Consider the following 24,939-nt stretch of genomic DNA (forward strand, 5'->3'; position numbering starts at 1 on the left):
CACCAAAAAAGGGCATCCGAGGATGCCCTTTTTTCATCGGCGGCGGGTCGCCCAGGCCATCAATCGGCCTTGATGTTGGCGGCCTTGACCACCTTGCCCCACAGGTCCCAGTCGCGCTTGACCATGGCCCCCAGTGCCTTGCTGTCCATGAAGTCGGCCGTGGCCCCCTGGTCCAGCGCCTTTTTCTGGAACGCCGGGTCGCTGAGCATGGCGCGCACATCGCCTTCCAGCTTGCGCACGATGGCCTCGGGCGTCTTGGCCGGCGCAAACAGCGCAAACCAGGACGTGGCATTCACCCCGGGCAGACCGGCTTCGGCCGTGGTGGGCACCGACGCCAGGCTGGGCAGGCGCGCCTGGCTGGTCACGGCCAGCACCTTCAGCTTGCCGGCCTGGATGTGGGGCATGAAGGGCGGTGCGGTGCCGAAGGTCAGGTCCACCTGGCCGCCCAGCAGGTCCTGCAGCGCCGGGCCGGTGCCCTTGTAGGGCACGTGCACCATCTGGATGCCAGCGGCCTGCTCCAGCTGCACGCCGGTGACGTGCTGCAGCGAGCCGTTGCCCGAGGAGGCGTAGTTCAGCTTCATCGGGTGGGCCTTGGCATAGGCCACCAGCTCCTGCAAGGTGTTGACCGGCAGGTCCCCGCGCACCACCACGATCTGCGGGGCCGACAGCACGTTGGCCACGGGCACAAAGTCGTCACGCTCCCAGCTGGACTTGCCCAGGTGCGGCGAGATCACGTGGAAACCGGAGTACTGCATCAGCAAGGTGTAGCCATCGGCCTCGGCGCGCTTGACCTGCGCGGCCGCAATGTTGCCGTTGCCACCGCCCTTGTTTTCGACCACCAGGGTCTGGCCCAGCGTGGGACCCAGGGCCTGGGCGGTCATGCGGGCGGCCAGGTCGGTGGTGCCGCCTGCCGCAGCGGGCACGACCATGGCGATCGGTTTGTGGGGGTAGGCCGTCTGCGCCAGGGCCGTGCCTGCCACGGTCGTGGCCAGTACCGAGGCCAGCGCCAGACGTCCAAATTGCTTGCGAGTCATCGACATAGTTTCATCTCCTTCTTTGTTGTCATACGCCTGGGCAGGGGACCTGCCCAGGCTGCTAGCGCGCCATCGCCCGGGCGCGAATTTCTGGCAGGGATGCCGGTGCCGGGTGCAGCTGGTGCGCCGGCCCGGCCTTGACGATGGGGCTGGGGATGTCGTGGCCCAGCAAGCCCGGCAGCCCGGCAGCGATCTGCGTCAGTGCCGCCAGGTCCACCCCGGTGTCATAACCCATCAGTTGCAGGGCGTGCACCAGCTCCTCGGTGCAGGCGTTGCCACTGGCGCCAGGGGCGTAGGGGCAGCCGCCCAGGCCACCGACCGAGGCATCAAAGCGGTCGGCCCCGGCGTCGATGGCGGCCAGCACATTGGCCAGTGCCATGCCCCGCGTGTCGTGGAAATGCAGGGTCAGCGTGGTGGCCGGCCAGCGCGCCTTGAAGGCCTGGACCATGGCATGCACCTGGCGCGGATGGGCCATGCCCGTGGTGTCGCACAAGGTGATGCCCTGCACGCCAGCCGCCACAAAGCGCTGCCCCCAGGCGAACACCTCGTCCACCGGCACATCGCCCTCCATCGGGCAGCCAAAGCTGCACGACAGCGACACATTGACAGCCACCCCCGCCTGCTGGGCGGTGGCGATCACGGCCTGCAGCCCGGCCCAGGACTGCTCGCGCAGCATGCGCAGATTGCACAGGTTGTGGGTTTCGCTGGCCGACATGACCAGGTTCAGTTCGTCGGCGCCGGCAGCGATCGCGCGCTCTGCGCCCTTGACGTTTGGCACCAGGCAGGTCAGCACAGTGCCCGGACGGCGCGTGGTGCGGGCCAGCACCTCCTGTGCATCGGCCAGCGCCGGGATCGCCTGGGGCGAGACAAAGGCGGTCACCTCCACCTTGGCCATGCCGGTGGCCACCAGCGCATTGACCAGGGTGATCTTGTGCGCCGTGGGCACGAACACCGACTCCATCTGCAGGCCATCGCGCGGCCCGACCTCCTGGATGAACAGGCGCCGCCCGGCCCCTTGCCACACGCCGGGGCCGCTCATTGGATCACCCCCTGGCTGCGCAACTGCGCAATCTGTGCGGCGTTCAAGCCCATGCCGGCCAGCACGGCATCCGTGTCATCACCCAGGTGCGGCGCACTGCTGCGCACCGTGCCCGGGGTGGCCGACAGCTTGGGCACGACACCCGGCACCTCCACGGTGTAGCCGTCGCGCGTGGCTTGCTGCAGGATCATGTCGCGCGCCCGGTAGTGCGGGTCTTCGCAGATGTCCTTGGCGGTGTACACCCGGCCGGCCGGCACACGGGCCTGGGCCAGGACGTCCAGCACCTCGCTGATACTGCGGCAGCGGGTCCAGTCGCCAATGGCGGCATCGATCTCCTGCACCCGTGCCACCCGGCCTGCGTTGTTGGCCAGGTCGGGGGCTTGGCCCAGGTCCTCGCGGCCAATCGCCTGCATCAGGCGCTTGAAGATGCTGTCGCCGTTGCCGGCCACCAGCACCCAGCCGTCGGCGCAGGGGTAGGCGTTCGAGGGGGCAATCCCCGGCAGGGCGCTGCCGGCGGACTCGCGCACGGCACCGAAAGCGCTGTACTCAGGCACCAGGCTTTCCATGACGTTGAACACCGCCTCGTGCAGGGCCACGTCGATCACCTGGCCCTGACCGCCGTTGACCTTGCGGTGGTACAGCGCCGTCAGCACGCCGATCGTGCCGTGCAGCGCGGCCAGCGTATCGCCGATGGACACGCCGACACGCACCGGCACCCGCCCGGGCTCGCCGGTCAGGTGGCGCAGGCCACCCATGGCCTCGCCCACCACGCCAAAGCCCGGCAGGTCACGGTAGGGCCCGGTCTGGCCATAGCCGGAAATGCGCAGGATCACCAGCCCGGGGTTGATGGCATGCAGCGCCTCGGGCGACATGCCCCAGCCCTCGAGCGTGCCGGGGCGGAAGTTCTCGATCAGCACGTCGGCTTCGCGCAGCAGCTGGCGCGCCAGGTCCTGGCCCTGCGGCTGGCGCAGGTCCAGCGCCACCGACTTCTTGTTGCGCGACTGCACCTGCCACCACACGGAGGTGCCGTCCTTGATCATGCGCCAGTTGCGCAAGGGATCGCCCGCGCCGGGCGCCTCGATCTTGATGACCTCGGCGCCGAATTCGCCCAAGGTCTTGCCGGCAAACGGGCCGGCAATCAGTTGTCCCATTTCCACCACGCGCACCCCGGCCAGGGCGCCTGGCTGGAGGGTGGTGGGGGCCATCGTGCTGTCTTGCATCTGCTTTCTCCGTGCTGGCAGCCCTGCACCGTGTGCGGGCTGCCGTCGCATGATGCAAAAGTCCAGGCCCGGTGCAAAACGCTGATTGGCGAAACTGCCATCGCATTTCAGCAAAGCAACACTTCATACTGGTAATTACCCTTAATAAAAATCACCACATCGGCCATCGGCAATGCCCATACAGCAAAGCAAAATGTAGGAATGCGCCTAGACCCCACCTCCCTGCGTCTGTTTGTGGCCGTGATGGAAGAGCAGGCCATCGCCCGGGCCGCCGTACGCGAGCACATCGCCACCTCGGCCGCCAGCCGCCGCCTGGCCGAACTGGAAAACCAGCTCAAGGTGCGCCTGTTCGAGCGCAGCAACCGCGGCATCGCCCCCACCCCGGCGGCCTACACCCTGCTGGACCTGGCGCGCAGCGTGCTGGGCGAGATGGACGGCATCGCCCGCCAGATGCGCGAGTACGGCAGCGGCATGCGCGGCCACGTGCGCATGGTGGCCAACATCTCTGCCATCACGCAGTTCCTGCCGGCCCAGCTCAAGGGCTTTCTGGCCCAGCACCCCGAGGTGCAGGTCCACCTGCAGGAAAAGATCTCCACCGACATCGCCCTGGCCGTGGCCCAGAACACGGCGGACTTCGGCATCCTCAACGCCGGGCGCTATGGCGGCGAGCTGACCTACATGCCCTACCGCCGGGACGAGCTGATCCTGATCGCCCCCCAGGGCCACCCGCTGACGGCCCAGACCCGCGTGCGCATGCGCGAAGCGCTGGCCTACGACTTTGTGGGCGCCCACACCGGCAGCGCCATCAACGGCGTGCTGACCCGCAGCGCGGCGCAGCTGGACCTGCCGCTCAAGCTGCGCATCCAGGTGACCAGCTACGACGCGCTGTGCCTGATGGTCGCCGCCGGCCTGGGCGTGGGCGTGCTGCCGCGCCAGAGCGCAGCGCTCTACCAGGGTAGCCTGCCGATCCAAGCCCTGCGCCTGGACGAGCCCTGGGCCCAGCGCGAACTGGTGCTGTGCCTGCGCCATTACGCCTCGCTGCCGCCGGTGGCGCGGGCCCTGGTGGACCACCTGGTCGCACCGGCTTCGGGTGCCCCGGAGGGACCCGGCCTTATTCCCTGACGGCATAAGTTTGAAAGCGATGGTTCGTTCAAGCAACCTGTCGCTGCCACGACAATAGGGCCCTTCGTCACTTCCGTGGGTGCCTGCTGCTCCAGGCACACATGCCATGACCTCTTCCAAGCTGATTGCCTTCTCCCTGTGCCTGGGTGCCAGCGGCTGGGCGCTGGCCGCTGAGCCACTGCTCACCCCCCAAGCCCTGTCGCCCCTGCTGCAACAACCCGGCGTGCGCGTGATCGACATCCGCGATCCCAAAGCCTTTGCCGCCCAGCACATTCCCGGCGCCGTGAACGCGCCCTACGGCCAGTGGCGCGGCCCGGCCACCAACCCGGGCGAGCTGCCCGACCACGACAAGCTGGTCGCCCTGGTACAAAAACTGGGACTGACCGCCGCCACCCATGCCGTGGTGGTCTCCACCGGCAAGGACGCCACCGACTTCGGCGCCATGGCCCGCGTGTACTGGACGCTCAAGTCCCTGGGGCTGACCGAGCTGTCCATCGTCAACGGCGGCATGCAGGCTTGGCAGCAGGCCCAGCTGCCGCTGTCGACCACCCCGGTGCAGGTGGCGCCCAGCACCTACGCCCCCACGTTCGATGCCACTTGGCTGTCGACGCGCGAGGACGTGCAGCAAAGCCTCAAGCTGAGCAATGCCGTGCTGGTCGATTCGCGCCCCGACGCCTTCTACCAGGGCAAGACCCAGGCGCCCGCCGCCAAGCTGGCCGGCACCCTGCCCGGCGCCGTGCAGTTGGACTTCAACCAATGGTTCGAGCCCAAGACCGCGCTGTTCGTCGACAAGGCCAAGGCCCAGGCGATTGCCGCGCAGATCCAGGTGCCCAGCGGCCAGGGGGCCGTGGCCTTTTGCAACACCGGCCACTGGGCCGCGACCGACTGGTTCGGCATGAGCGAAGTGGCCGGCATGCCGCACGTCAAGCTGTACGCCGGCTCCATGGTCGACTGGACCCAGCAGCCCGATTACCCGGCCCTGCAGAACGCCCCCGGCCGCGGCGAGCAGCTGATGCGCGCCACCCAGCAGTGGTGGCAGCGCAAGTTCAACTGATCCCACACTACATAAAAAGAGAGCAGTTGGCGCTGGCTCCACAAGCACTTCCGACATCAACCAGCGGAAAGTGCAAGCGCAGCGCACGCTGAGCGCTCCTGTTTTTTTCAAGAGAGGCTGTCTTCGAATGAAGCGATTACCCTTGGCCATCCTGATGGCCGTGTTCTTTGGCTGGCTGCTGTGGTCGGTGTCCGTGCGCCAGGCCGCACTGTTTGCCGTCGGCATCGGCCTGGGCGCCGTGCTGGCTGGCAAGCGCTTTGGCTTCACCACCGGCTGGCGCCTGCTGGTCGAGGACAAGGACCCGTCCGGCGTCTTCGGCCAGTTGCTGCTGCTGGCCCTGGCCGCCATCCTGGCCATGCCCCTGCTGGGCCACTTCCCCGAGCTGACCGCCGCCCTGGGCCCACCCAGCGTCAGCCTGATCGTCGGCGCCTTCGTCTTCGGCCTGTGCATGCAGATTGCCGACGGCTGCGGCAGCGGCACGCTGTACAAGGCCGGCCTGGGCATCCCCATGAACGCCGCCATCCTGCCCGTGTTTGCCATCGGCAGCTTCCTGGGCAGCATGCACCTGGGCTGGTGGCTGGACCTGGGCCGCGCCCAGCCCGTGGGCCTGGTGAGCGCCTGGGGCTGGCCCACCGCCCTGCTGGCCACCCTGGCCGGTCTGGCCGCCGTGGCCGCCGGCGTGAGCGCGTACTGCAAGCGCGCCAACCACCGCGCCGGGCGTGCACCCAAGCCCCTGTTCGTGCGCAAATGGGTGGTCGGCGCCGTGCTGCTGGCCGTGCTGGCCACGCTGAACCTGGTCATCGCCGGCCAGCCCTGGGGGGTGGTCTACGGCTTTGGCCTGTGGGCCGCCAAGGTCGCCAACGCCACCGGCGCGGTCGACGTGGGCAGCAGCTGGTTCTGGAGCCAGCCCGGCAACGCCCTGCGCCTGCAGGAGACGGTGCTGCTGGACGTGACCAGCATCACCAACATCGGCATCCTGGCCGGTGCCCTGTGGATCAGCGCCAGCACACCGGCCAGCGCCAAGCCGTTGACGGGCACGCAATGGGCCGTGGCCCTGGTCGCTGGCCTGGTGCTGGGCTACAGCTCGCGCCTGGCCTTTGGCTGCAATGTGGGGGCCATGTTCTCGGGCATCTCCACGGGCTCCATCCACGGCTGGATCTGGGTGCCGCTGGCGTTTGCCGGCACCATCTTCGGCCTGCGCATCCGCCGCCATTTCGGCTTCTGACCCCGGAGGACAAGACCATGAGCCAATCGACCGTGCTGCGCACTGCGTTCTGGGTGATCCTGGTGGCCTTTCTGGCCTGGGACTACACCCACTCCCAACCCGTGGACCTGCGCTTCGAAGCCCCGCTGATCGCGGCCGGCTCCGGCGTTGCCGTGCAAGGCGGCCACTGCTCCATGCCGGATTGAACGCCGCACGCCCACCCTGCCCAAGGCCGCTGCATGCGGCCTTTTTTCATGCCGCAATAGCACAACAGACCGGGGCCGTCGATGCCGGCACCACAGGGTGCCACCTGGTGGGCACCTCCGACTCCGGCCAGTAAGACCTTGTATACAGCAGGGTCTTAACCGTATTTCAACCATGCCGCCACACCATCGCCAATTTCGATTTCACACCCCGCGCAAAAGAAGACGGAAATGCCCAGCCCGTGCGCGCCAGCGGATACAAGCGAAAAGTTACAAATAGGAGCACCCCGGGCGCGACAGCGCGTGCGTTGCGTCATGTGAGCGTCTCCTCATCCATTAACAATCTGCCACAATTTGTCACACAGAACCCGCAGGGCACAGTCTTTGCATCAGGTTCCATGGTGCACATCAAGGAATGTGCAGTTTCTGGAAGACCTTGGTTAGGAACACGTAAGCAATGAGAAATATGAGTATTCGGGGCAAGCTGTGGTCCCTCGTCGCGGGCCTTTTGCTGTTGACAGCGGCCATGACCGGCATGCTGGGCTATCAGCTCTTCAAGAGCAATCAACACCTGTCCAGCATCTACAGCAACGAGGTTGTGCCGATGAAGGAGCTCAAGCAGATCTCGGACGGCTATGGCATCAAGCTGGTGGAAATCACCAACAAGGTCTACAACCAGCAGATCCTGGCCGATTCGGGCAAGGAACAGCTGACCGAGGTGAAGAAGAACGCCGAGGCGGCCTGGCAGGCCTACCTGTCCACGGTGCTCACCCCCGAGGAAAAGGAACTGTCCGACCGCGTGGGCGTGCTGCTGGACGCCATCACCCCGCGCATTGACGACGTGCTGCGCCTGTTCGAGCGCCAGGACCACGACTCGCTGGGCTCCTTCATCGAATACCGCCTGTTCCCCAGCGTGAGCCCCCTGGCCGCGGCCTTGCAGCAGCTGTCGGCGATGCAGGAAGCGCAGGCCCAGAGCGCCTACAACGAGGCCCAGTCCAGCCTGCGCCAGGCCGTGATTGCCGCCGGCGTGACGGCCGCCATCGTGCTGGTGCTGGCCCTGGCCGGCGCCACCCTGCTGATCCGCACCATCACCCGCAGCCTGGACCGTGCCGTGCAAGTGGCCGAGACTGTGGCCCAGGGCGATCTGAGCTCCAGCATCCAGGTCACGTCCAAGGACGAGCTGGGCCGCCTGATGCTGGCCCTGCAGACCATGAACGGCAACCTGATCGGCATCGTGAACCGCATCCGCGAAAGCAGCGAATCGATTGCCACCGGCGCCAACCAGATCTCCACCGGCAACAACGACCTGTCGCAGCGCACCGAAGAGCAGGCCAGCAACCTGCAGCAGACTGCCGCCAGTATGGAAGAGCTGACCTCCACCGTGCGCCACAACACCGACAACGCCCAGCAGGCCACCCAGCTGGCGCGCGGTGCCGCACAAAGCGCCAACGCAGGCGGCCAGGCCATGGAACAGGTCACCCAGACCATGGAAACCATCGCGGCCAGCTCGCGCAAGATTGCCGACATCATCGGCGTGATCGACGGCATCGCCTTCCAGACCAACATCCTGGCGCTGAACGCGGCGGTGGAAGCCGCGCGTGCCGGCGAGCAAGGCCGTGGCTTTGCCGTGGTGGCCGGTGAGGTGCGTTCCCTGGCCGGCCGCAGCGCCGAAGCCGCCAAGGAAATCAAGCAACTGATCCAGCAAAGCGTGAACCAGGTCAACGAAGGCACGCGCCTGGTGGACACTACGGGCCAGACCATCAACGAGGTCGTTCGCCAGGTGCAGAGCGTGGCCACGCTGATCCAGGAAATCAGCAACGCCAGCAACGAGCAAAGCCAGGGCACCAGCCAGGTCAGCGATGCGATTGCCCAGCTGGACCAGGTGACCCAGCAGAACGCTGCCCTGGTCGAGGAAAGCGCCGCCGCCGCCAGCAGCCTGAACATGCAGGCGGCCGAGCTGAACCAGCTGGTGGCCGTCTTCAAGACCGGCACCGGCACCTCGGCGCGCTTCGCGGCGGTGGCGCCCAAGCTGGCGCCCACCAGCCAGGCTGCACCAGCCCGTCAGCTGGCCGCCGAATCGCAGCCCCAGAACGAGCCTGCGCTGCTGAACTGAGCCCCCACCCCTCCCGCACAACCGCCCGGCTGTGCGGCCCCCCTCCCCGCCCGCCGCACCCTGCCGTGTTGCGCAGGCACCGCGCCCACCAGGCCACAGCGTGCGCGCAGCTTCAGCACCCAAAGTGCCGATGACGCTGGTGCAGCAAGCGCTGACAGCTCTCAATTTCAAAGCACATCCGGCCGCTGCTGCGCACGCACCGCTGGCGGCATAAGCACATCACGGATGCGTAGTTGGCGCCGCCAGGGTTCTTCTCCACAATCGTTGCACCTTCTACAACGATTGAACCCGGAGACCCTTGTCATGCGCATTGAAACCCTGGCCGTCCATGCCGGCTACAGCCCCGACCCCACCACCAAGGCCGTGGCCGTCCCCATCTACCAGACGGTGGCTTATGCCTTCGACAGCGCGCAGCATGGCGCCGACCTGTTCGATCTGAAGGTGCCGGGCAACATCTACACCCGCATCATGAACCCCACCACCGACGTGCTGGAAAAGCGCGTCGCGGCGCTGGAAGGCGGCATTGCCGCGCTGGCCGTGGCCTCGGGCATGGCCGCCATCACCGCCGCCATCCAGACCCTGGCCGAAGCGGGCGACAATATCGTCAGCGCCAGCACGCTCTACGGCGGTACCTACAACCTGTTTGCCCACACCTTCCCGCAGCAAGGCATCGAGGTGCGCTTTGCCGATCCGCGCGACCCAGCCAGCTTCGGCGCGCTGATCGACGCCAAGACCAAGGCGGTGTTCATTGAGTCCATCGGCAACCCGCTGGGCAATGTCACCGACATCCGCGCGCTGGCCGATGTGGCCCATGCGCATGGCGTGCCGCTGATCGTGGACAACACCGTGCCCAGCCCCTACCTGCTGCGCCCGTTTGAATTTGGTGCCGACATCGTCGTGCACTCGCTGACCAAGTACCTGGGCGGCCACGGGACCAGCGTGGGCGGCGCCATCGTGGACAGCGGTAAGTTCCCCTGGGCCGAGCACAAGGCCCGCTTCAAGCGCCTGAACGAGCCCGACGTCAGCTACCACGGTGTGGTCTACACCGAAGCCCTGGGCCCTGCGGCCTTCATCGGCCGCGCGCGCGTGGTGCCGCTGCGCAACATGGGCGCGGCCATCTCGCCGCAAAACGCTTTCCAGATCCTGCAAGGCATTGAAACCCTGGCCCTGCGCATGGACCGCATCTGCGAGAACACGCAAAAGATTGCCGAAACCCTGCAAAACCACCCCAAGGTGGAATGGGTGCGCTATGCCGGCCTCAAGGACCACCCGGACCACGCCATCGTGCAAAAGCAGTCGGGCGGCCGCGCCTCGGGCATCCTGTCGTTCAGCCTCAAGGGCACAGAAGGCCGCGCGGCCGGTACGCGCTTCCTCGATGCCCTGCAGCTGTTCACGCGCCTGGTGAACATTGGCGATGCCAAGTCGCTGGCCACGCACCCGGCTTCCACCACGCACCGCCAGTTGGACGCGGCCGAACTGGCCAAGGCCGGTGTGACCGAAGGCATGGTGCGCCTGTCCGTGGGCATCGAGCACATCGACGACCTGCTGGCCGACCTGGACCAGGCCCTGGCCCAGGTCTGAGGACTGGGGTTCAGGCCCCAGGCACCTGTGCAGGGCCCTTGGCCTGTGCGCAGGTGGGCGGCGGCAGGCATTGCGCCAGGATGAGCTCCTTGAGCCGCTCTGCCGCCGGGGGCAGCGCATGGCCGCGCGGCCAGATCATGTTCAGGTGCGTGCGCAGCTTGGCATCGGCCAGCGGCACCAGCACAGGCAGGCCCTGCATGCCCAACTGGGCAAAGCTGTCGGGGGCAAAGGCCACGCCCAGGCCTTTTTGCACCATCAGCAGCATGGGCAAGGTTTCCACCCCCCAGTAGGCCACTTCCGGCGTGAACCCGGCTTCCTGGCAGGCGCGCAGCAGCATGTCCGAAATGCCGGTGCCCAGCAGCGCGCTGTGCAGCAAAAAGCGCTCTGCGCGCAACGCCCCCAAGGCAATCTGGGCCTGCCCGCACAAGGGATGCTGCGGCGGCAAGGCCACCCGCAAGGGTTCGTTCATCACCTCATGGTTCTGCAGCTCCGGCGCCGCCAACTGGCTGCGGCAGATGACCAGGTCCAGGCTGCGCTCGCGCAGGCGCTGGAGCAGATAGCCGGTTTCACCCTCGTGCACATGGACCGTGATCTTCATCGCACTGGCCAGCAATTGCTCCATCACGCGCGGTATGATGAACAAACTGGCCGCCGTGGCGCAGCCAATGTGCACCGAGCCCCTGCTGGCCTGGCACTGCAGGTGTCGCCGATGGCCTTGCGCCGGCACATCTGCGACCTAGTGGGTGCTGAGCGGTTTGCGCCTGATGGCCCACGCCCTGATGGCGTCGCTCTAATGCCCCGGGGTTGCGGGCATAAAAAAACCGCTGCCATGGCAGCGGTTGGAAGCCCTTGGAGAGAGCAGGAAATTTAGAAGCGGTAGCCAACGCCCACGCCAACCAGCAGAGGATCGACCTTGAACTTGCCCATGTTGGCACCATTCACCGATACGTCGGTATCGATGTACACCTTCTTCACGTCGAAGTTCAGCGACCAGTTCTTGTCCAGCGCATAGTCAAAGCCCACTTGCAAAGCGCCGCCCCAGCTGTTGCGCTTCACATCCCAAGGAGCGCCAGCAGCACCGTTGTCTTTCACGCTGGAAAAACGTGTGTAGTTGATACCAGCACCCACGTAAGGCTTGAAAGCGCCAAAGTTGGTGAAGTGGTACTGGGCCAGCAGGGTGGGAGGCAGGTGCTTCAGGCTACCGATCTTGGCGCCGCCCGCACGCACATTGTGCTTTTGGGGATAGGTCAGGATCAGTTCGGCGGCGAAGTTGGGGGTGAAGTAGTAGCTGATGTCGAACTCAGGAATCACCTTGTCGTTGACCGTCAGCTTCAACGCATCGGCAGCAGCACCCTTGTTTGCTGCGTCCAGGTTCACAGCGCGCACGCGCACTTGCCACTTGCCATCTTGCTGCTGCGCCATGGCAGCACCGGAAGTCATTGCACACAGAGCGGCCACGGCCAGCAGAGTCTTTTTCATAGTAGGTGTTTGGTCAAAGTCCGGGGACAACCCCCGTGAAAGCCATTGCATCACTGCGCCCCACCCTCGGGTTTGCCTTAGGTCAACCCGGCCACCAGCACGATTTCAGAGTTTGCTGAAATGTTGGAATTGAGCAACAAACCCTGCCACAGCAACACTCCCACTCCCACTCCCACTCCCATACCCATGCGCAGGGCTAGCGCGCATCCACGGTGCCGCGCAGGCGCTGCACCGCTTGCACCAGCACGACGATCACCCCGCCAATGAAGGCGCCCACCCCGACATGGACCAGCAGCGGCACCAGCAAGGCCACGACGCCACCCAGCGGGGCAATGCTGGCATCCAGCCAGGCCTGGATCGGCCGCAGGCCGTGCACCAGCAGGCTGCCGCCCACCAGGAACATGGCCGCCGTGCCCACGATCGACAAGCCCTTCATCAACCAGGGGGTGAAGGCAATCAGGCCGCGGCCCAGGGCCTGCAGGCTGGCACGGTCCTTGGACATCCAGGCGTTGCCAACATCGTCCATGCGCACAATGCAGGCCACCAGGCCATACACGAACACAGTGATGGCCAGCGACACCGCCACCAGCACGCTGAACTGCTTGACCAACGGCTCGTTGGCCACGGTGCTCAGCGCAATCGCCAGGATTTCGGCCGAGAGGATGAAGTCCGTGCGGATGGCACCTTTGATCTTTTGCTGCTCATAGTCTGCGGCGTCCATGCCACGCTGCTTGGCCTCACGCACCGAGGACTGCGCCACGCCCTGGGCCTGGGCTTCCTGGGCCTCCTGCACGGGATCGTGGCCGTTGCGGCGCTGGTGCAGGGTGTGCAAGATCTTCTCCACCCCTTCAAAGCACAGGAAGGCGCCGCCCACCATCAGCAACGGGGTGATCAGCCAGGGCATGAAGGCGCTGATCAGCAAGAAGGCAGGCACCAGGATCACCTTGTTGAGCAGCGATCCCTTGGCCACGCCCCAGACCACGGGCAGTTCGCGGTGGGTGCGCACGCCGGTCACCTGCTCGGCGTTCAGGGCCAGGTCATCGCCCAGCACGCCCGCGGTCTTTTGCATGGCCACCTTGGTCATGCCCGCCACGTCGTCGGCCATGGCGGCCGATTTGCGCGCGGCCACCTTGCTCATCAGAGCCACCTCGTCCAACACGGCGGCAATGTCATCCAGCAGCATCAACAGTCCAGCACCGGCCATCTCGACTCCTTGGTGAATGTCCGCAGCACGCTTGCTTGCGCGGCATGACGTGAATCTTCAAAACATGGCAGCCGCCCTGCCACAGCCGGGCGGCTGCGGGACTCAGGGCTTGTCGTAATACGCCTGGGCCGCGTCGCTCAGCAGGTTGGGGTGCATGCTGACCGCATACGGCAGGCCCAGGAAGTTGCGCCAGCCGCCCCGGTCGGCCTCGGTGAGCTTGCCGTCCTTGTTGACGTCCAGCGCCACCGGCGCCACGCCGTAGAAGCTGCCGCCCACGCCATCCAGCTTGAGCTTGTCGCCCTTCTTGTCCGTGCTGAGCACGCGGCCACTGGCGGCATCCACGGCCACCAGCGGTTCGCCGACAAAGCCTTCGCGGATCACATACACCTCGGTATAGCCCTGGCCGGCCCAGCGCTGATCGACCAGCAGGTCGGGCCGCGCCAGCACATTGGCCGCCTCGGCCGCGCAGGCGCCCGTGCGGCACAGCACGGCCACTGGGGCATCCTTGTACGGCAGCACCGCCTGCACGGCCTGCCAGAAGTCCGCCGCGCTGACGCGCACCTCGGTGCCCGGCACCACGCCATAGCGGCATTGGCTGCCATCGTCCGAACGGATCTGTGCCTCGGCCGCCCCAAACGGGTGGGGCTGGCACTGCTGGTACAGGCGCGGAAACGGCAGGTGGCGCGCCCCCTCGGGGTGGCCCAGGCGGTATTCCGTGGCATCGCGCACATCGATCAGCGCCATGCGCTGGCTGGCCGGCAGTTGCGTGCCCACATAGGCCCGGGCCGCGCTGATGTCACCCGCGTAATGGCGCACGGGGGCGTACAGGGGCTGCGCCGGTGCCGCCTTGGCCACGGTGGTGGTGGCCGTGCTCTTGCCGCCGCCATACCAGCCTTGGACATAGGCACAGCCTGAAGTGAGCAGCACGGACGACAAGGCCAACGCCTTCAGGACCCAGGAAGAAGAGGTTTGCATACACATGGTGAAAGAAGAACCCGCGGGCACGAAGACTGCGCCTGCGCTGTGGCCGCCATCATAGAGGGGCGCCGGGCCCGCGCCACCGCATCGCCGCCGTGAACATGGCTGGGCCTGCACCAGGCCGCCACTCCGTGCTGCGCCGCCGGCAGCCCGCCCAGCGATGTGTTGGCAGGCATGCTGGCCCTGCTGCGCTGGCTGGGTCCGGTATTGCCCGGTTTGCAATTTAAAAAAAGAGAGCGGCTTGCGCTGCCCCAATCTGCTGTTCAACGCCATTCAGGCTTGAAGTGCTTGAATGACCAGCGCAGCACGCTCTTTTTTTGATTCAGTGTCCATAAAAAAGGCCCTGCCTGCGCAGAGGCTTGTGTGCCAAGCGCGCAAGCTGCCTAGCAGCTTGCGGTGGCCATCAACCCAACCACTTGCGGGCGTTGCGCCAGACGCGCATCCAGGGGCTGAAGGCGGACTTGTCGCCCGAGGTCCAGCTCATCTGCACGTTGCGGAACACGCGCTCGGGGTGGGGCATCATGGCCGTGAAGCGGCCATCGGCCGTGGTCACTGCCGTCAGGCCACCGGCCGAGCCGTTGGGATTGAACGGATACTGCTCGGTCGGCTGGCCGTGGTTGTCCACATAGCGCATGGCCTTCACGACTTGGTCTGCATTCCCACGGAACTGGAAGTTGGCGTAGCCCTCGCCGTGTGCCACGGCGATCGGCAGGCGCGAACCGGCCATGCCCTGCAGGAAGATGGAGGGCGACTCCAGCACTTCCACCATGGACAGGCGCGCCTCGAAGCGGTTGCTCTGGTTCTGCGTGAAGCGTGGCCAGTCCTGTGCGCCGGGGATGATGTCGGCCAGCTCGGCAAACATCTGGCAGCCGTTGCACACGCCCAGACCGAAGGTGTCCTGGCGGCCAAAGAAGGCCTGGAACTGCTCGGACAGGCGGTCGTTGAAGGTGATGGAACGCGCCCAGCCAATGCCAGCGCCCAGGGTGTCGCCGTAGCTGAAACCGCCACAGGCGACCACACCGGCAAAGTTCTTCAACTCTGCACGACCGGCTTGCAGGTCGCTCATGTGCACGTCGAAGGCGTCGAAACCGGCTTCGGTGAAGGCGTAGGCCATTTCCACGTGCGAGTTCACGCCCTGCTCGCGCAGCACGGCCACGCGGGGCTTGGCAGCCACATTGATGAAGGGCGCCGCCACGTTGTCCTGGGGGTCGAACGTCAGGTGCACGTGCATGCCGGGGTCGGTGGGCTCACCGGCGGCGGCGTGCTCGCTGTCAGCACACACGGGGTTGTCGCGCTGCTGGCAGATCTTCCAGCTCACGGCGTCCCAGACCTGGTGCAGGTCGCTTAATGTCGCGCCAAACACCTTTTGTGCATCGCGCCAGACCTGCAGCTCGCCCTTACCGGCGTCCACGGGGGACGATGCGGGGCGGGTCTTGCCGATGGTGTGGCTGCACTGGATCAGGCCGTGCTCGCGCAGCACGTGCATGACTTCGGCGCGGTCTTCGGTCTTGATCTGCAGCACCACGCCCAGCTCTTCGTTGAACAGCGCGCGCAGCGTCAGGTCCTCGCGGCGGCCGGCCACCTGCTTGCCCCAGTTCTTGCCCTCGCCACTGTCCATGCGACTGTCGCTGATGCCGTCGCCTTCGGTGATCAGCATGTCCACGTTCAGCGCCACGCCCACATGGCCGGCAAAGGCCATCTCGGCCACAGTGGCCAGCAGGCCGCCGTCGCCCTTGTCGTGGTAGGCCAGGATCAGGCCCTTGGCGCGCAGTGCGTTCACTGCATCGACCAAGGCGATCAGATCCTTGGCGTCATCCAGGTCGGGCGTCTCGTTGCCCGACTGGTTCAGCACCTGGCCGATGATGGAGCCGCCCATGCGCATCTTGCCGCGGCCCAGGTCGATCAGCACCAGGGTGCTGTCCTCCACCTCGGCGTCCAGCTGCGGGGTCAGCGTGGTGCGTACGTCGTCAATCGCGGCAAAGCCGGTGATGATCAGGCTCACGGGCGAGGTGACCTTTTTGGTCACGCCGTTCTCGTTCCACTGCGTGCGCATGGACAGGCTGTCCTTGCCCACGGGAATCGAGATGTTCAGCGCGGGGCACAGCTCCATGCCTACGGCCTTGACGGTGGCGTACAGCGCGGCGTCTTCACCGGCTTCCCCGCAGGCGGCCATCCAGTTGGCCGACATCTTGACCTTGGGCAACTCAATCGGCGCGGCCAGCATGTTGGTGATGGCTTCGGCCACGGCCATGCGGCCCGAGGCCGGGGCGTTGATGGCGGCCAGCGGCGTGCGCTCGCCCATGGCCATGGCTTCGCCCTTGAAGCCCTGGTAGTCGGCCAGGGTCACGGCCACGTCGGCCACCGGCACCTGCCAGGGGCCGACCATCTGGTCGCGGTGGGTCAGGCCGCCCACGGCGCGGTCGCCGATGGTGATCAGGAAGCGCTTGGACGCCACGGTGGGGTGGGCCAGCACGTCGATCACGGCCTGCTCCAGCGCCACGCCGGTCAGGTCCATCGCGGGCAGCGTGCGTTCCACGCTGGTCACGTCCTTGTGCATCTTGGGCGGCTTGCCCAACAGCACGTTCATGGGCATGTCCACGGGGAACTTCTGGTCGCCGGACTCGACCGCTGTGTCTTCCAGCACCAGCTGGCGCTCTTCGGTGGCCACACCGATCACGGCGAACGGGCAGCGCTCGCGCTCGCAGAAGGCGGTGAACTGGGCCAGCGATTCGGGCGCGATGGCCAGCACGTAGCGCTCTTGCGATTCGTTGGACCAGATTTCCTTGGGCGACAGGCCCGACTCTTCCAGCTTCACAGCGCGCAGGTCAAAGCGCGCGCCACGGCCGGCGTCGTTGGTCAGCTCGGGGAAGGCGTTGGAGATACCGCCGGCGCCCACGTCGTGGATGGCCAGGATGGGGTTCTCGGTGCCCTGCGCCCAGCAGTGGTTGATGACTTCCTGCGCCCGGCGCTCGATCTCGGGGTTGCCGCGCTGCACCGAGTCGAAGTCCAGTTCCGCCGCGTTCGTGCCCGAAGCCATGGAGCTGGCCGCACCACCGCCCATGCCGATGCGCATGCCGGGGCCGCCCAGCTGGATCAGCAGCGTGCCAGCGGGGAATTCGATCTTCTTGGTCAGCTCGGCGTCGATCACGCCCAGGCCGCCGGCGATCATGATGGGCTTGTGGTAGCCACGGGTGATGTCGCCGACCTGCTGCTCGTACTCGCGGAAATAGCCGGTCAGGTTGGGGCGGCCGAACTCGTTGTTGAACGCCGCGCCACCCAGGGGGCCTTCGATCATGATCTGCAGCGGGCTGGCAATGTGCTCGGGCTTGCCGACTTCGCTGCCCCACAGCTTGGAGACGGTGAAGCCGGTCAGGCCGGCCTTGGGCTTGGAGCCACGGCCGGTCGCGCCTTCGTCACGGATTTCGCCGCCGGCACCGGTCGAGGCACCGGGGAAGGGCGAGATGGCCGTGGGGTGGTTGTGCGTTTCCACCTTCATCAGCACATGGTTGGTCGCGACCTTCTTTTGATAGCTGGGCGCGCTGACTGTGCCTGCCTTGGCATCGAATTGGGCCACGAAGCGCTCGACCACATGGCCTTCCATGATGGAGGCGTTGTCGGAGTACGCCACCACGGTGTGCTGGGGAGAGACGGCTTCGGTGTTGCGGATCATGCCGAACAGCGACCTGTCCTGCTCTACACCGTCGATGGTGAACTTGGCGTTGAAGATTTTGTGGCGGCAGTGCTCGGAATTGGCCTGCGCAAACATCATCAGCTCCACGTCCGTGGGGTTGCGCTTGAGGTCATTGAAAGCGTTGACCAGGTACTCGATCTCGTCGTCGGCCAGGGCCAGGCCCCACTGCTTGTTCGCGGTTTCCAGCGCCGCGCGGCCACCGCCCAGCACGTCCACGAACTCCATGGGCTGGGCCTGCAGGGTGGAGAACAGCTGCTCGGCTTCGGCACGGGTGGCGAAGACCGATTCGGTCATGCGGTCGTGCAGCAAGGCCGCGATCTGCGCGGTCTGCGCTTGCGACAGCTCGGGCTTGCCACCCAGCAGACCGGACTTCACCTCCACGCGGTACTCGGTCATGCGTTCGACGCGGAACACCTCCAGGCCGCAGTTGCGCGCGATGTCGGTGGCCTTGGAGGCCCAGGGCGAGATGGTGCCCAGGCGCGGGGTGACGACCAGGGCCACGCCGTCGCTGCCGCCGACATACGGGTCGCCATACGTCAACAAGGCCGCCAGACGCTGAGCTTGCTCGGCGGTCGGGGCGGCCTCGGTGGCAACCAGGTGCACAAATCGGGCGCTGATGCCCGTGATCTTGGGGTGGATGGCGACCAGATCGGTCAGGAGTTGCTGGGCGCGGAACGAGCTCAGGGCGTTTCCACCCTCAAACTGAGTCAAATGCAAGGTCACGAGGCGGCCTGTTTATGTGAAGGCTGGTCAAAAGCGTCCCGCCCTGAGGACAAGCACCAAGGCAGGGACGCTGAATTGAGAGAGTGGCGATTTTACCGGGTCGAATACCCTATATATGGAAAGCAATATGAGCAGGGGGAATAGACACATGCTTTGCACACAATCGCCAACACCCTGCTAGCAACTTCCCCAAACGGGCCTGTGCCGCCACCGAAAGCCGGCCGATGGAATAATCCAGGGCATGAGCATCACCATCAAAACCCCGCAAGACATCGAGCGCATGCGCATTGCAGGCCGACTGGCTTCGGAAGTGCTGGACTACATCACCCCCCACATCAAGCCCGGCATCACCACCGCAGAGATCGACCGCCTGGGCGCCGAGTGCATGGCCCAGCAGGGCACCCGGTCCGCCACCATCGGCTACCAGCCCCCGGGCTACCCTCCCTACCCCGGCCACCTGTGCACCTCGCCCAACCACGTGGTGTGCCACGGCATCCCGAACGACAAGCCGCTGAAGAAGGGCGACATCATCAACGTGGACGTCACCGTCATCACCGAAGACGGCTGGTACGGCGACAACAGCCGCATGTTCATGATCGGCGAGGGCACCATCGCCGGCAAGCGCCTGTCCAAGCTGACCTTTGAAGCCATGTGGCTGGGCATCCAGCAAGTCAAGCCCGGCGCCACGCTGGGCGATATTGGCCACGCCATCCAAACTTTTGCCGAAAAGCACAACCTGTCGGTGGTGCGCGAATACTGCGGCCACGGCATCGGCCAGAAATTCCACGAAGAACCCCAGGTGCTGCACTACGGCAAGCCCGGCACGGGCACGGTGCTGGAAGAAGGCATGGTCTTCACCATCGAGCCCATGCTGAACCTGGGCAAGCGCGAGGTGAAGGAACTGGGCAACGACGGCTGGACCATCATCACCAAGGACCGCAGCCTGTCGGCCCAGTGGGAACTGATGCTGGCCGTGACCAAGACCGGCTACGACATCCTGACCTGGTCCGAGGGCTCGCCCACGCCGCCGGACTTCATCAGCGGCATCCGCACCTGATGCGGCACCGGCCCTGACGCCCAGTGACAAGGCAGTCCCGCTGCAGGCGGACTGCCTTTTTTCATGGCGGGATCGTGCACACTCGGGCTCCAGGTCCATGCCGCCGCCACGCCTTGCATATTTCTTGCTTGCCTGTGGTCCAGTTTTTGCCTGACAGGTCTTTCTTGCCATGAACATCGAACTCGGCGCCCTGCGCACTGCCTACCGCCAGGACAAGGCGACCCTCACCGACGCCTTGCGCACCCCTGCCAGCAGCACCCGGGGCATCCGCAGCGTGCTGCAAAAGCTCTCGCGGCTGACCGACCAGCACCTGTGTGCCATCCGCGCGGCCAGCGGGCTGCCGGCCGAGGTGGCCCTGGTGGCCGTGGGCGGCTATGGCCGCGAGCAGTTGTTCCCCGCCTCCGACGTGGACGTGCTGTTGCTGCTGCCCGGCCACAGCACCGAGGGGCACGCCCCGCTGAAGGAGGACCTGGAGCGCTTCATCGGCGCCTGCTGGGATGCGGGCCTGGAAATCGGCTCCAGCGTGCGCACCATCAGCGAATGCGTGGCCGAGGCACAGAACGATGTGACCGTGCAGACCTCGCTGCTGGAAGCCCGGCTGATCGACGGCGATGCGGCACTGTTTGCCGAGTTCCAGCGCCAGTACCGCGCCTCGCTCAACCCCAAGGCCTTCTTCACCGCCAAGACGCTGGAGCTGCGCCAGCGCCACATCAAGCACGAGGGCACGCCCTATTCGCTGGAGCCCAACTGCAAGGAATCACCCGGCGGCCTGCGCGACCTGCACACCATCCTGTGGGTGGCGCAGGCGGCCGGTCTGGGCAGCAACTGGCGCGAGCTGGCGGCCAGCGGCATTGCCACCGAGTTCGAGGCCACGCAGCTGGAGCGCAACGAGGCCACGCTGAGCCTGATCCGCGCCAAGCTGCACGCCCTGTCGGGCCGGCACGAGGACCGGCTGATCTTCGATTTGCAGACCGCCGTCGCCGAGTCCTTCGGCATCCAGAGCCACACGCCCGTGGGCGAGACCATGCCCGTGCGTGCCAGCGAGGTGCTGATGCGCCGCTACTACTGGGCGGCCAAGGCGGTGATGCAGCTGCAGCAGATCCTGCTGCTGAACATCGAGGAGCACCTGTACCCGAACAACGCCGAGCTCAAGCGCATCGACGACCGCTTCTTCGACAAGGACGGGCTGATCGAGGTGGCCAGCGACGACCTGTACCAGAAAGACCCGCAGGCCATCCTGGCGACCTTCCTGACCTACCAGAAGTCGCCCGGCCTGCGCGACCTGTCGGCGCGCACGCTGCGCGCCCTGTACAGCGCGCGCGACCTGATGGACAACACCTTCCGCCAGGACCCGGTGAACCGCGACACCTTCATGCAGATCCTGCAGGAACCGCGCGGCCAGACCCATGCCTTCCGGCTGATGAACGCCACCTCGGTGCTGGGGCGGTACCTGTGGTCCTTCCGCCGCATCGTGGGCCAGATGCAGCACGACCTGTTCCACGTCTACACCGTGGACCAGCACACGCTGATGGTGCTGCGCAACATGCGGCGCTTCTTCATGGCCGAGCACGTGCACGAGTACCCGCTGTGCTCGCAACTGGCCAGCGGCTGGGACAAGCCCTGGCTGCTGTACCTGGCAGCGCTGTTCCACGACATCGGCAAGGGCCGCGGCGGCGACCACTCCGAGATCGGCGCCATCGAGGTGCGGCGCTTCGCCCGCCAGCACAACATGGCCGCCGAGGACGCCGAGCTGGTCGAATTCCTGGTGCGCGAGCACCTGCAGATGAGCACCGTGGCGCAAAAGCAGGACACCAGCGACCCGGACGTGATCCGCGCCTTTGCCGACCGCGTGGGCACCGAGCGCCGCCTGACGGCGCTGTACCTGCTGACCGTGGCCGACATCCGCGGCACCAGCCCCAAGGTCTGGAACGCCTGGAAGGGCAAGCTGCTGGAAGACCTGTACCACGCCACGCTGCGCGTGCTGGGCGGGCGCGCGCCCGATGCCGCCGCCCTGGTGGAGGCGCGCAAGCGCGAGGCCCAGGTGGCCCTGGCCCTGACGGCCCAGCCCTACGAGTCGCACAAGGCGCTGTGGGACACGCTGGATGTGAGCTACTTCATGCGCCACGAGCCGGCCGACATCGCCTGGCATGCGCGCCAGCTGTCACGCCACGTGGGCAGCCCGGCGCCCGTGGTGCGCGCGCGCCAGTCCCTGGTGGGCGAAGGCGTGCAGGTGCTGGTGTACGCCCCGGACCAGTCCGACCTGTTCGCCCGCATCTGTGGCTACTTCGACAACGCCGGCCTGATGGTGGTGGACGCCCGCATCCACACGGCGCGCAATGGCTATGCGCTGGACACCTTCCAGATCGCCTCCGAGCAGTTGCAGATGCACTACCGCGAGCTGACGACGCTGATCGAAAACGGCCTGCCCCAGGCCATCCTCAGCAAGGAGCCGCTGCCCGAGCCCGGCAAGCGCCGCCTGTCGCGGCGCGTGCGCAGCTTCCCCATGGTGCCGCGCGTCACGCTCACGCCGGACGACAAGGCGCAGAGCTGGCTGCTCAACATCTCGGCCAGCGACCGCGCCGGCCTGCTTTATTCCGTGGCGCGCATCCTGGCGGCGCACGGTTTGAGCGTGCAGCTGGCCAAGGTCTCCACCCTGGGCGAGCGCGTGGAAGACAGCTTCCTGGTGCAAGGCCCGCGGCTGAACAGCAACGCCCAGCAACTGCTGATCGAAACCCAGTTGGTGCAGATGCTGCAGGAGTGAGCCACGGCCTGCACGCGGCCCGAAGAAAAAAAGAGCGCCTGGCGCAGGCTTGACAAGGATTTCAGAGGATTTTGACTCTGAAAGCCTTGCAGGACCTGCGCTAGGCGCTCTGTTCGTGGAAGTGGCTCCACCGGCACCGGGCCCCTGCAGGCCCGTGCGCCACACCGCTCAATAGTGCGGTGGCAGCTCGTCGCGCAGATTGCGCGGCGCGCCCTGCCCGCCTTCCGGCACCTGCTGGCGCAGTTGTCGCACCTCGTTGATCAGCGCGTCGATCTGCTGCTGCTGGCGGTAGATGGTCATGTTCAGCTGCTCCAACAGATCGTCGGTGTAGCTGGCCTTCACCTCCAGGTCCATGATGCGCGCCTCCAGCGCCTCGGGCGTGGGCTGCACGCTCATGCCCGCAGCGCCTTGGCCAGGCGTGCCACGCCTTCGCGGATCTTGTCCTCGTCCGCCGTCGCGAACGACAGGCGGAAGGTGGACAGGTCGGGGTGCTGGCTGAAGAACGGCGCCCCCGGCACAAAGGCCACGCCCTGCGCGATGGCCTGCTTGGCCAGCACGTTGGCATCGGCCAGCGCACCGTGCGCGCCGGTCAGGCGCACCCACAGGAACAGGCCGCCCAGCGGCTCGGTGAATGCCACGGCATCGCCCAGCTCGCTGCGCAGCGCCGCCATCATGGTCTGGGCGCGCTGGGCATAGACCTTGCGCACCTTGGCCAGCGTGGCGGGCATGTGGCCGGCCAGCAGGTAGTGCGCCGCGGTGGCCTGGGCAAAGGTGCTGGTGTGGGCGTCGCTGAACTGCTTGCACATCACGGCCTTGGCCAGCAGCTCGGGCGGGGCGATCAGCCAGCCGATGCGCAGGCCGGGGCTGAGCACCTTGGACAGCGAGCCGCAGTGCGCCAGCCAGTCACGGCTGCCGGGCACCTCGCTGGACAGCGCCAGCAGGCTGGCGGGCGGGGGAGCGTCGAAGTACAGGTCGCCATACGGGTCGTCCTCGACCACCAGGGTCTGGTACTTCACGGCCAGCTCCAGCACGCGCTGACGGCGCTCCAGGCTCAGCGTGGCGCCGCTGGGATTGCCGAAGGTGGGGATCAGGTAGACCAGCTTGGGCTGGTGCTCGGCGATCAGCTTTTCCAGCTCGTCCACGATCACGCCCTGGCTGTCGATGGGCGCGCTGATCACTTCGGCGCCGTACAGGCGGAAGCACTGGATGGTGGCCAGGAAGGTCGGGCCTTCGACGATCACCTTGTCGCCGGGCGAGATCATGCACTTGCCCAGCAGGTCCAGCGCCTGCTGGCTGCCCGTGGTCACGACCAGGTTGTCGGCGTACACATCCTTGGCGCCCTTGGCCGCGGTGAAGGCGGCCAGCTGTTCGCGCAGCGGCATGAAGCCTTCGGTCGCGCCGTACTGCAGGGCCAGGCCGGCGTCCTGGGCCAGGGCCTTCTGCGCGGCGTCCTGGATGCCCGCCACGTCGAACATGGCGCTGTCGGGAAAGCCCCCGGCAAAACTGATGATCCCGGGCTTGCCCAGCAGCTTGAATAATTCACGGATCGCGGATGTTTCTACGTTGTCCAAACGTTGTGCAAACTGCATGGAGCATGTCCTCTCGGTAAAAATCCAGTGCCTGGTGCCGGGGCTGTGCACCAGGCCGGCGGCGGCCTGCCGCCTATGCGCTGCATTATCGCGCCTGCCACAGGCCGCGCCGCGCCATGGCCGGCCACCGCCGCCCGGCGCTTGAAGGAAAATCCGCAGCAACCATCCCCACCGAGCGCCATGAAAAAATCCGAGATCGTTCCCTTCTTCACCCTGCTGCGCGACGCCAACCCCAGCCCGCAGACCGAGCTGGAATACACCACCGTCTTCGAGCTGCTGGCGGCCGTGCTGCTGTCGGCCCAGGCCACGGACGTGGGCGTCAACAAGGCCACGCGCAAGCTGTTTCCGGTGGCCAACACGCCGCAGGCCATCCTGGACCTGGGCCTGGAGGGGCTGGAGGGCTACATCAAGACCATCGGCCTGTACCGCAGCAAGGCCAAGCACCTGATGGCCGCCTGCCGCATCCTGGTTGACCAGCATGGCGGCCAGGTGCCCGCCACGCGCGAAGCCCTGGAGGCCCTGCCCGGCGTGGGCCGCAAGACGGCCAACGTGGTCCTGAACGTGGCCTTCGGCCAGCCGACGATGGCGGTGGACACGCACATCTTCCGCGTCAGCAACCGCACCGGTCTGGCGCCCGGCAAGACCCCGCTGGAGGTGGAAAAGCAGCTGCTCCAACGGGTGCCGGACGAATTTGCCGTGGACTCGCACCACTGGCTGATCCTGCTGGGACGCTACGTCTGCCAGGCGCGCAAGCCCAAGTGCTGGGAATGCCTGGTCGCGGCGCACTGCGATTTCAAGCCCAAGACCGTAGCACCCACCGGACGCGCCTAGGCCCGGGCCCGCAACGCCTGAACGCCCTCCGCACCACGGGCCCAGTGCTGCGGGTT

Annotated in this window: 20 protein-coding genes; 10 read left to right on the forward strand and 10 right to left on the reverse strand. The window is 66.5% G+C overall.

All coding sequences use genetic code 11. The features are described from left to right. Positions 1-59: 59 nt before the first annotated feature. From CA2_RS09800 to CA2_RS09810, 3 genes are read right to left on the reverse strand one after another with little or no spacing between them, the layout of a single operon-like run. Positions 60-1,040 (reverse strand): Bug family tripartite tricarboxylate transporter substrate binding protein, encoded by a 981-nt coding sequence (locus CA2_RS09800; protein ID WP_042416060.1) that lies wholly within the window; start codon positions 1,038-1,040, stop codon positions 60-62. Between the two features lie 55 nt (positions 1,041-1,095). Next, the gene (locus tag CA2_RS09805; RefSeq protein ID WP_042416062.1) at positions 1,096-2,073 is read right to left on the reverse strand and encodes a hydroxymethylglutaryl-CoA lyase; all 978 of its coding nucleotides are present in this window, start codon (positions 2,071-2,073) and stop codon (positions 1,096-1,098) included. Continuing rightward, on the reverse strand, positions 2,070-3,293 hold the full coding sequence (locus CA2_RS09810; RefSeq protein WP_042416066.1) for a CaiB/BaiF CoA transferase family protein: 1,224 nt from the start codon (positions 3,291-3,293) through the stop codon (positions 2,070-2,072). The genes CA2_RS09805 and CA2_RS09810 overlap by 4 nt, the downstream gene beginning before the upstream one ends. Before the next feature lie 201 nt (positions 3,294-3,494). On the opposite strand from CA2_RS09810, the gene CA2_RS09815 reads away from it, so the two are divergent. The 6 genes from CA2_RS09815 (at position 3,495) to CA2_RS09835 (ending at position 10,570) form a co-directional block, all read left to right on the forward strand. After that, positions 3,495-4,415, forward strand: a complete 921-nt coding sequence (locus CA2_RS09815; protein ID WP_042416069.1) for a LysR family transcriptional regulator — start codon at positions 3,495-3,497, stop codon at positions 4,413-4,415. A gap of 106 nt (positions 4,416-4,521) precedes the next feature. After that, complete coding sequence (locus tag CA2_RS09820; RefSeq protein WP_042416071.1) at positions 4,522-5,469, forward strand: sulfurtransferase; 948 nt, start codon at positions 4,522-4,524, stop codon at positions 5,467-5,469. Positions 5,470-5,596: 127 nt separating this feature from the next. Then, positions 5,597-6,694, forward strand: a complete 1,098-nt coding sequence (locus CA2_RS09825) for a YeeE/YedE thiosulfate transporter family protein (protein ID WP_042416074.1) — start codon at positions 5,597-5,599, stop codon at positions 6,692-6,694. Between the two features lie 17 nt (positions 6,695-6,711). Continuing rightward, complete coding sequence (locus CA2_RS18260; protein ID WP_162858919.1) at positions 6,712-6,879, forward strand: hypothetical protein; 168 nt, start codon at positions 6,712-6,714, stop codon at positions 6,877-6,879. 463 nt (positions 6,880-7,342) lie between these two features. Further along, positions 7,343-8,989 carry a methyl-accepting chemotaxis protein gene (locus CA2_RS18745; RefSeq protein WP_081888941.1) on the forward strand — a complete coding sequence of 549 codons (1,647 nt, stop codon included), beginning with the start codon at positions 7,343-7,345 and terminating at the stop codon, positions 8,987-8,989. A 303-nt stretch (positions 8,990-9,292) separates the two neighbouring features. Continuing rightward, positions 9,293-10,570: an O-acetylhomoserine aminocarboxypropyltransferase/cysteine synthase family protein gene (locus tag CA2_RS09835; RefSeq protein WP_042416077.1), complete on the forward strand. Its 1,278-nt coding sequence runs from the start codon at positions 9,293-9,295 to the stop codon at positions 10,568-10,570. Positions 10,571-10,580: 10 nt separating this feature from the next. Here the strand turns inward: CA2_RS09835 and CA2_RS09840 are convergent, their stop codons facing one another. From CA2_RS09840 to CA2_RS09855, 4 genes are all read right to left on the reverse strand, one after another. After that, complete coding sequence (locus CA2_RS09840; protein ID WP_081888942.1) at positions 10,581-11,297, reverse strand: LysR family transcriptional regulator substrate-binding protein; 717 nt, start codon at positions 11,295-11,297, stop codon at positions 10,581-10,583. Positions 11,298-11,437: 140 nt separating this feature from the next. Then, a complete protein-coding gene (locus CA2_RS09845) occupies positions 11,438-12,049 on the reverse strand; it encodes an OmpW/AlkL family protein (protein ID WP_042416080.1) in 612 nt (203 codons plus the stop codon). 196 nt (positions 12,050-12,245) lie between these two features. After that, positions 12,246-13,253 carry a DUF808 domain-containing protein gene (locus tag CA2_RS09850; protein WP_042416083.1) on the reverse strand — a complete coding sequence of 336 codons (1,008 nt, stop codon included), beginning with the start codon at positions 13,251-13,253 and terminating at the stop codon, positions 12,246-12,248. A 102-nt stretch (positions 13,254-13,355) separates the two neighbouring features. After that, entirely contained in the window at positions 13,356-14,228 is an 873-nt protein-coding gene (locus CA2_RS09855; RefSeq protein ID WP_042416086.1) for a rhodanese-like domain-containing protein, read from the reverse strand. A 177-nt stretch (positions 14,229-14,405) separates the two neighbouring features. Here CA2_RS09855 and CA2_RS18015 point away from each other — a divergent pair, with 177 nt between their 5' ends. After that, a complete protein-coding gene (locus tag CA2_RS18015; protein WP_156106008.1) occupies positions 14,406-14,552 on the forward strand; it encodes a hypothetical protein in 147 nt (48 codons plus the stop codon). An 82-nt stretch (positions 14,553-14,634) separates the two neighbouring features. On the opposite strand, the gene purL is transcribed toward CA2_RS18015, so the two are convergent. After that, positions 14,635-18,645, reverse strand: coding sequence for a phosphoribosylformylglycinamidine synthase (gene purL / locus CA2_RS09860; protein ID WP_042416089.1), 4,011 nt, complete (start codon positions 18,643-18,645; stop codon positions 14,635-14,637). 241 nt (positions 18,646-18,886) lie between these two features. Between purL and map the strand changes: the two genes are divergently transcribed. Together map and CA2_RS09870 are read left to right on the forward strand one after the other, a co-directional pair. After that, on the forward strand, positions 18,887-19,702 hold the full coding sequence (gene map, locus CA2_RS09865; RefSeq protein ID WP_042416091.1) for a type I methionyl aminopeptidase: 816 nt from the start codon (positions 18,887-18,889) through the stop codon (positions 19,700-19,702). Between the two features lie 169 nt (positions 19,703-19,871). After that, a complete protein-coding gene (locus tag CA2_RS09870; RefSeq protein WP_042416095.1) occupies positions 19,872-22,463 on the forward strand; it encodes a [protein-PII] uridylyltransferase in 2,592 nt (863 codons plus the stop codon). A 168-nt stretch (positions 22,464-22,631) separates the two neighbouring features. Here the strand turns inward: CA2_RS09870 and CA2_RS09875 are convergent, their stop codons facing one another. Together CA2_RS09875 and CA2_RS09880 are read right to left on the reverse strand one after the other, a co-directional pair. Then, a complete protein-coding gene (locus CA2_RS09875; RefSeq protein WP_042416097.1) occupies positions 22,632-22,859 on the reverse strand; it encodes a SlyX family protein in 228 nt (75 codons plus the stop codon). Further along, positions 22,856-24,052, reverse strand: a complete 1,197-nt coding sequence (locus CA2_RS09880; protein WP_042416101.1) for an aminotransferase-like domain-containing protein — start codon at positions 24,050-24,052, stop codon at positions 22,856-22,858. The genes CA2_RS09875 and CA2_RS09880 overlap by 4 nt, the downstream gene beginning before the upstream one ends. A 180-nt stretch (positions 24,053-24,232) precedes the next feature. Between CA2_RS09880 and nth the strand changes: the two genes are divergently transcribed. Then, positions 24,233-24,883, forward strand: a complete 651-nt coding sequence (nth, locus tag CA2_RS09885) for an endonuclease III (protein ID WP_042416175.1) — start codon at positions 24,233-24,235, stop codon at positions 24,881-24,883. Positions 24,884-24,939 lie beyond the last annotated feature (56 nt).

The sequence above is a fragment of the Comamonas aquatica NBRC 14918 genome, assembly GCF_000739875.1.
GTDB classification, from domain to species: domain Bacteria; phylum Pseudomonadota; class Gammaproteobacteria; order Burkholderiales; family Burkholderiaceae_C; genus Comamonas; species Comamonas aquatica.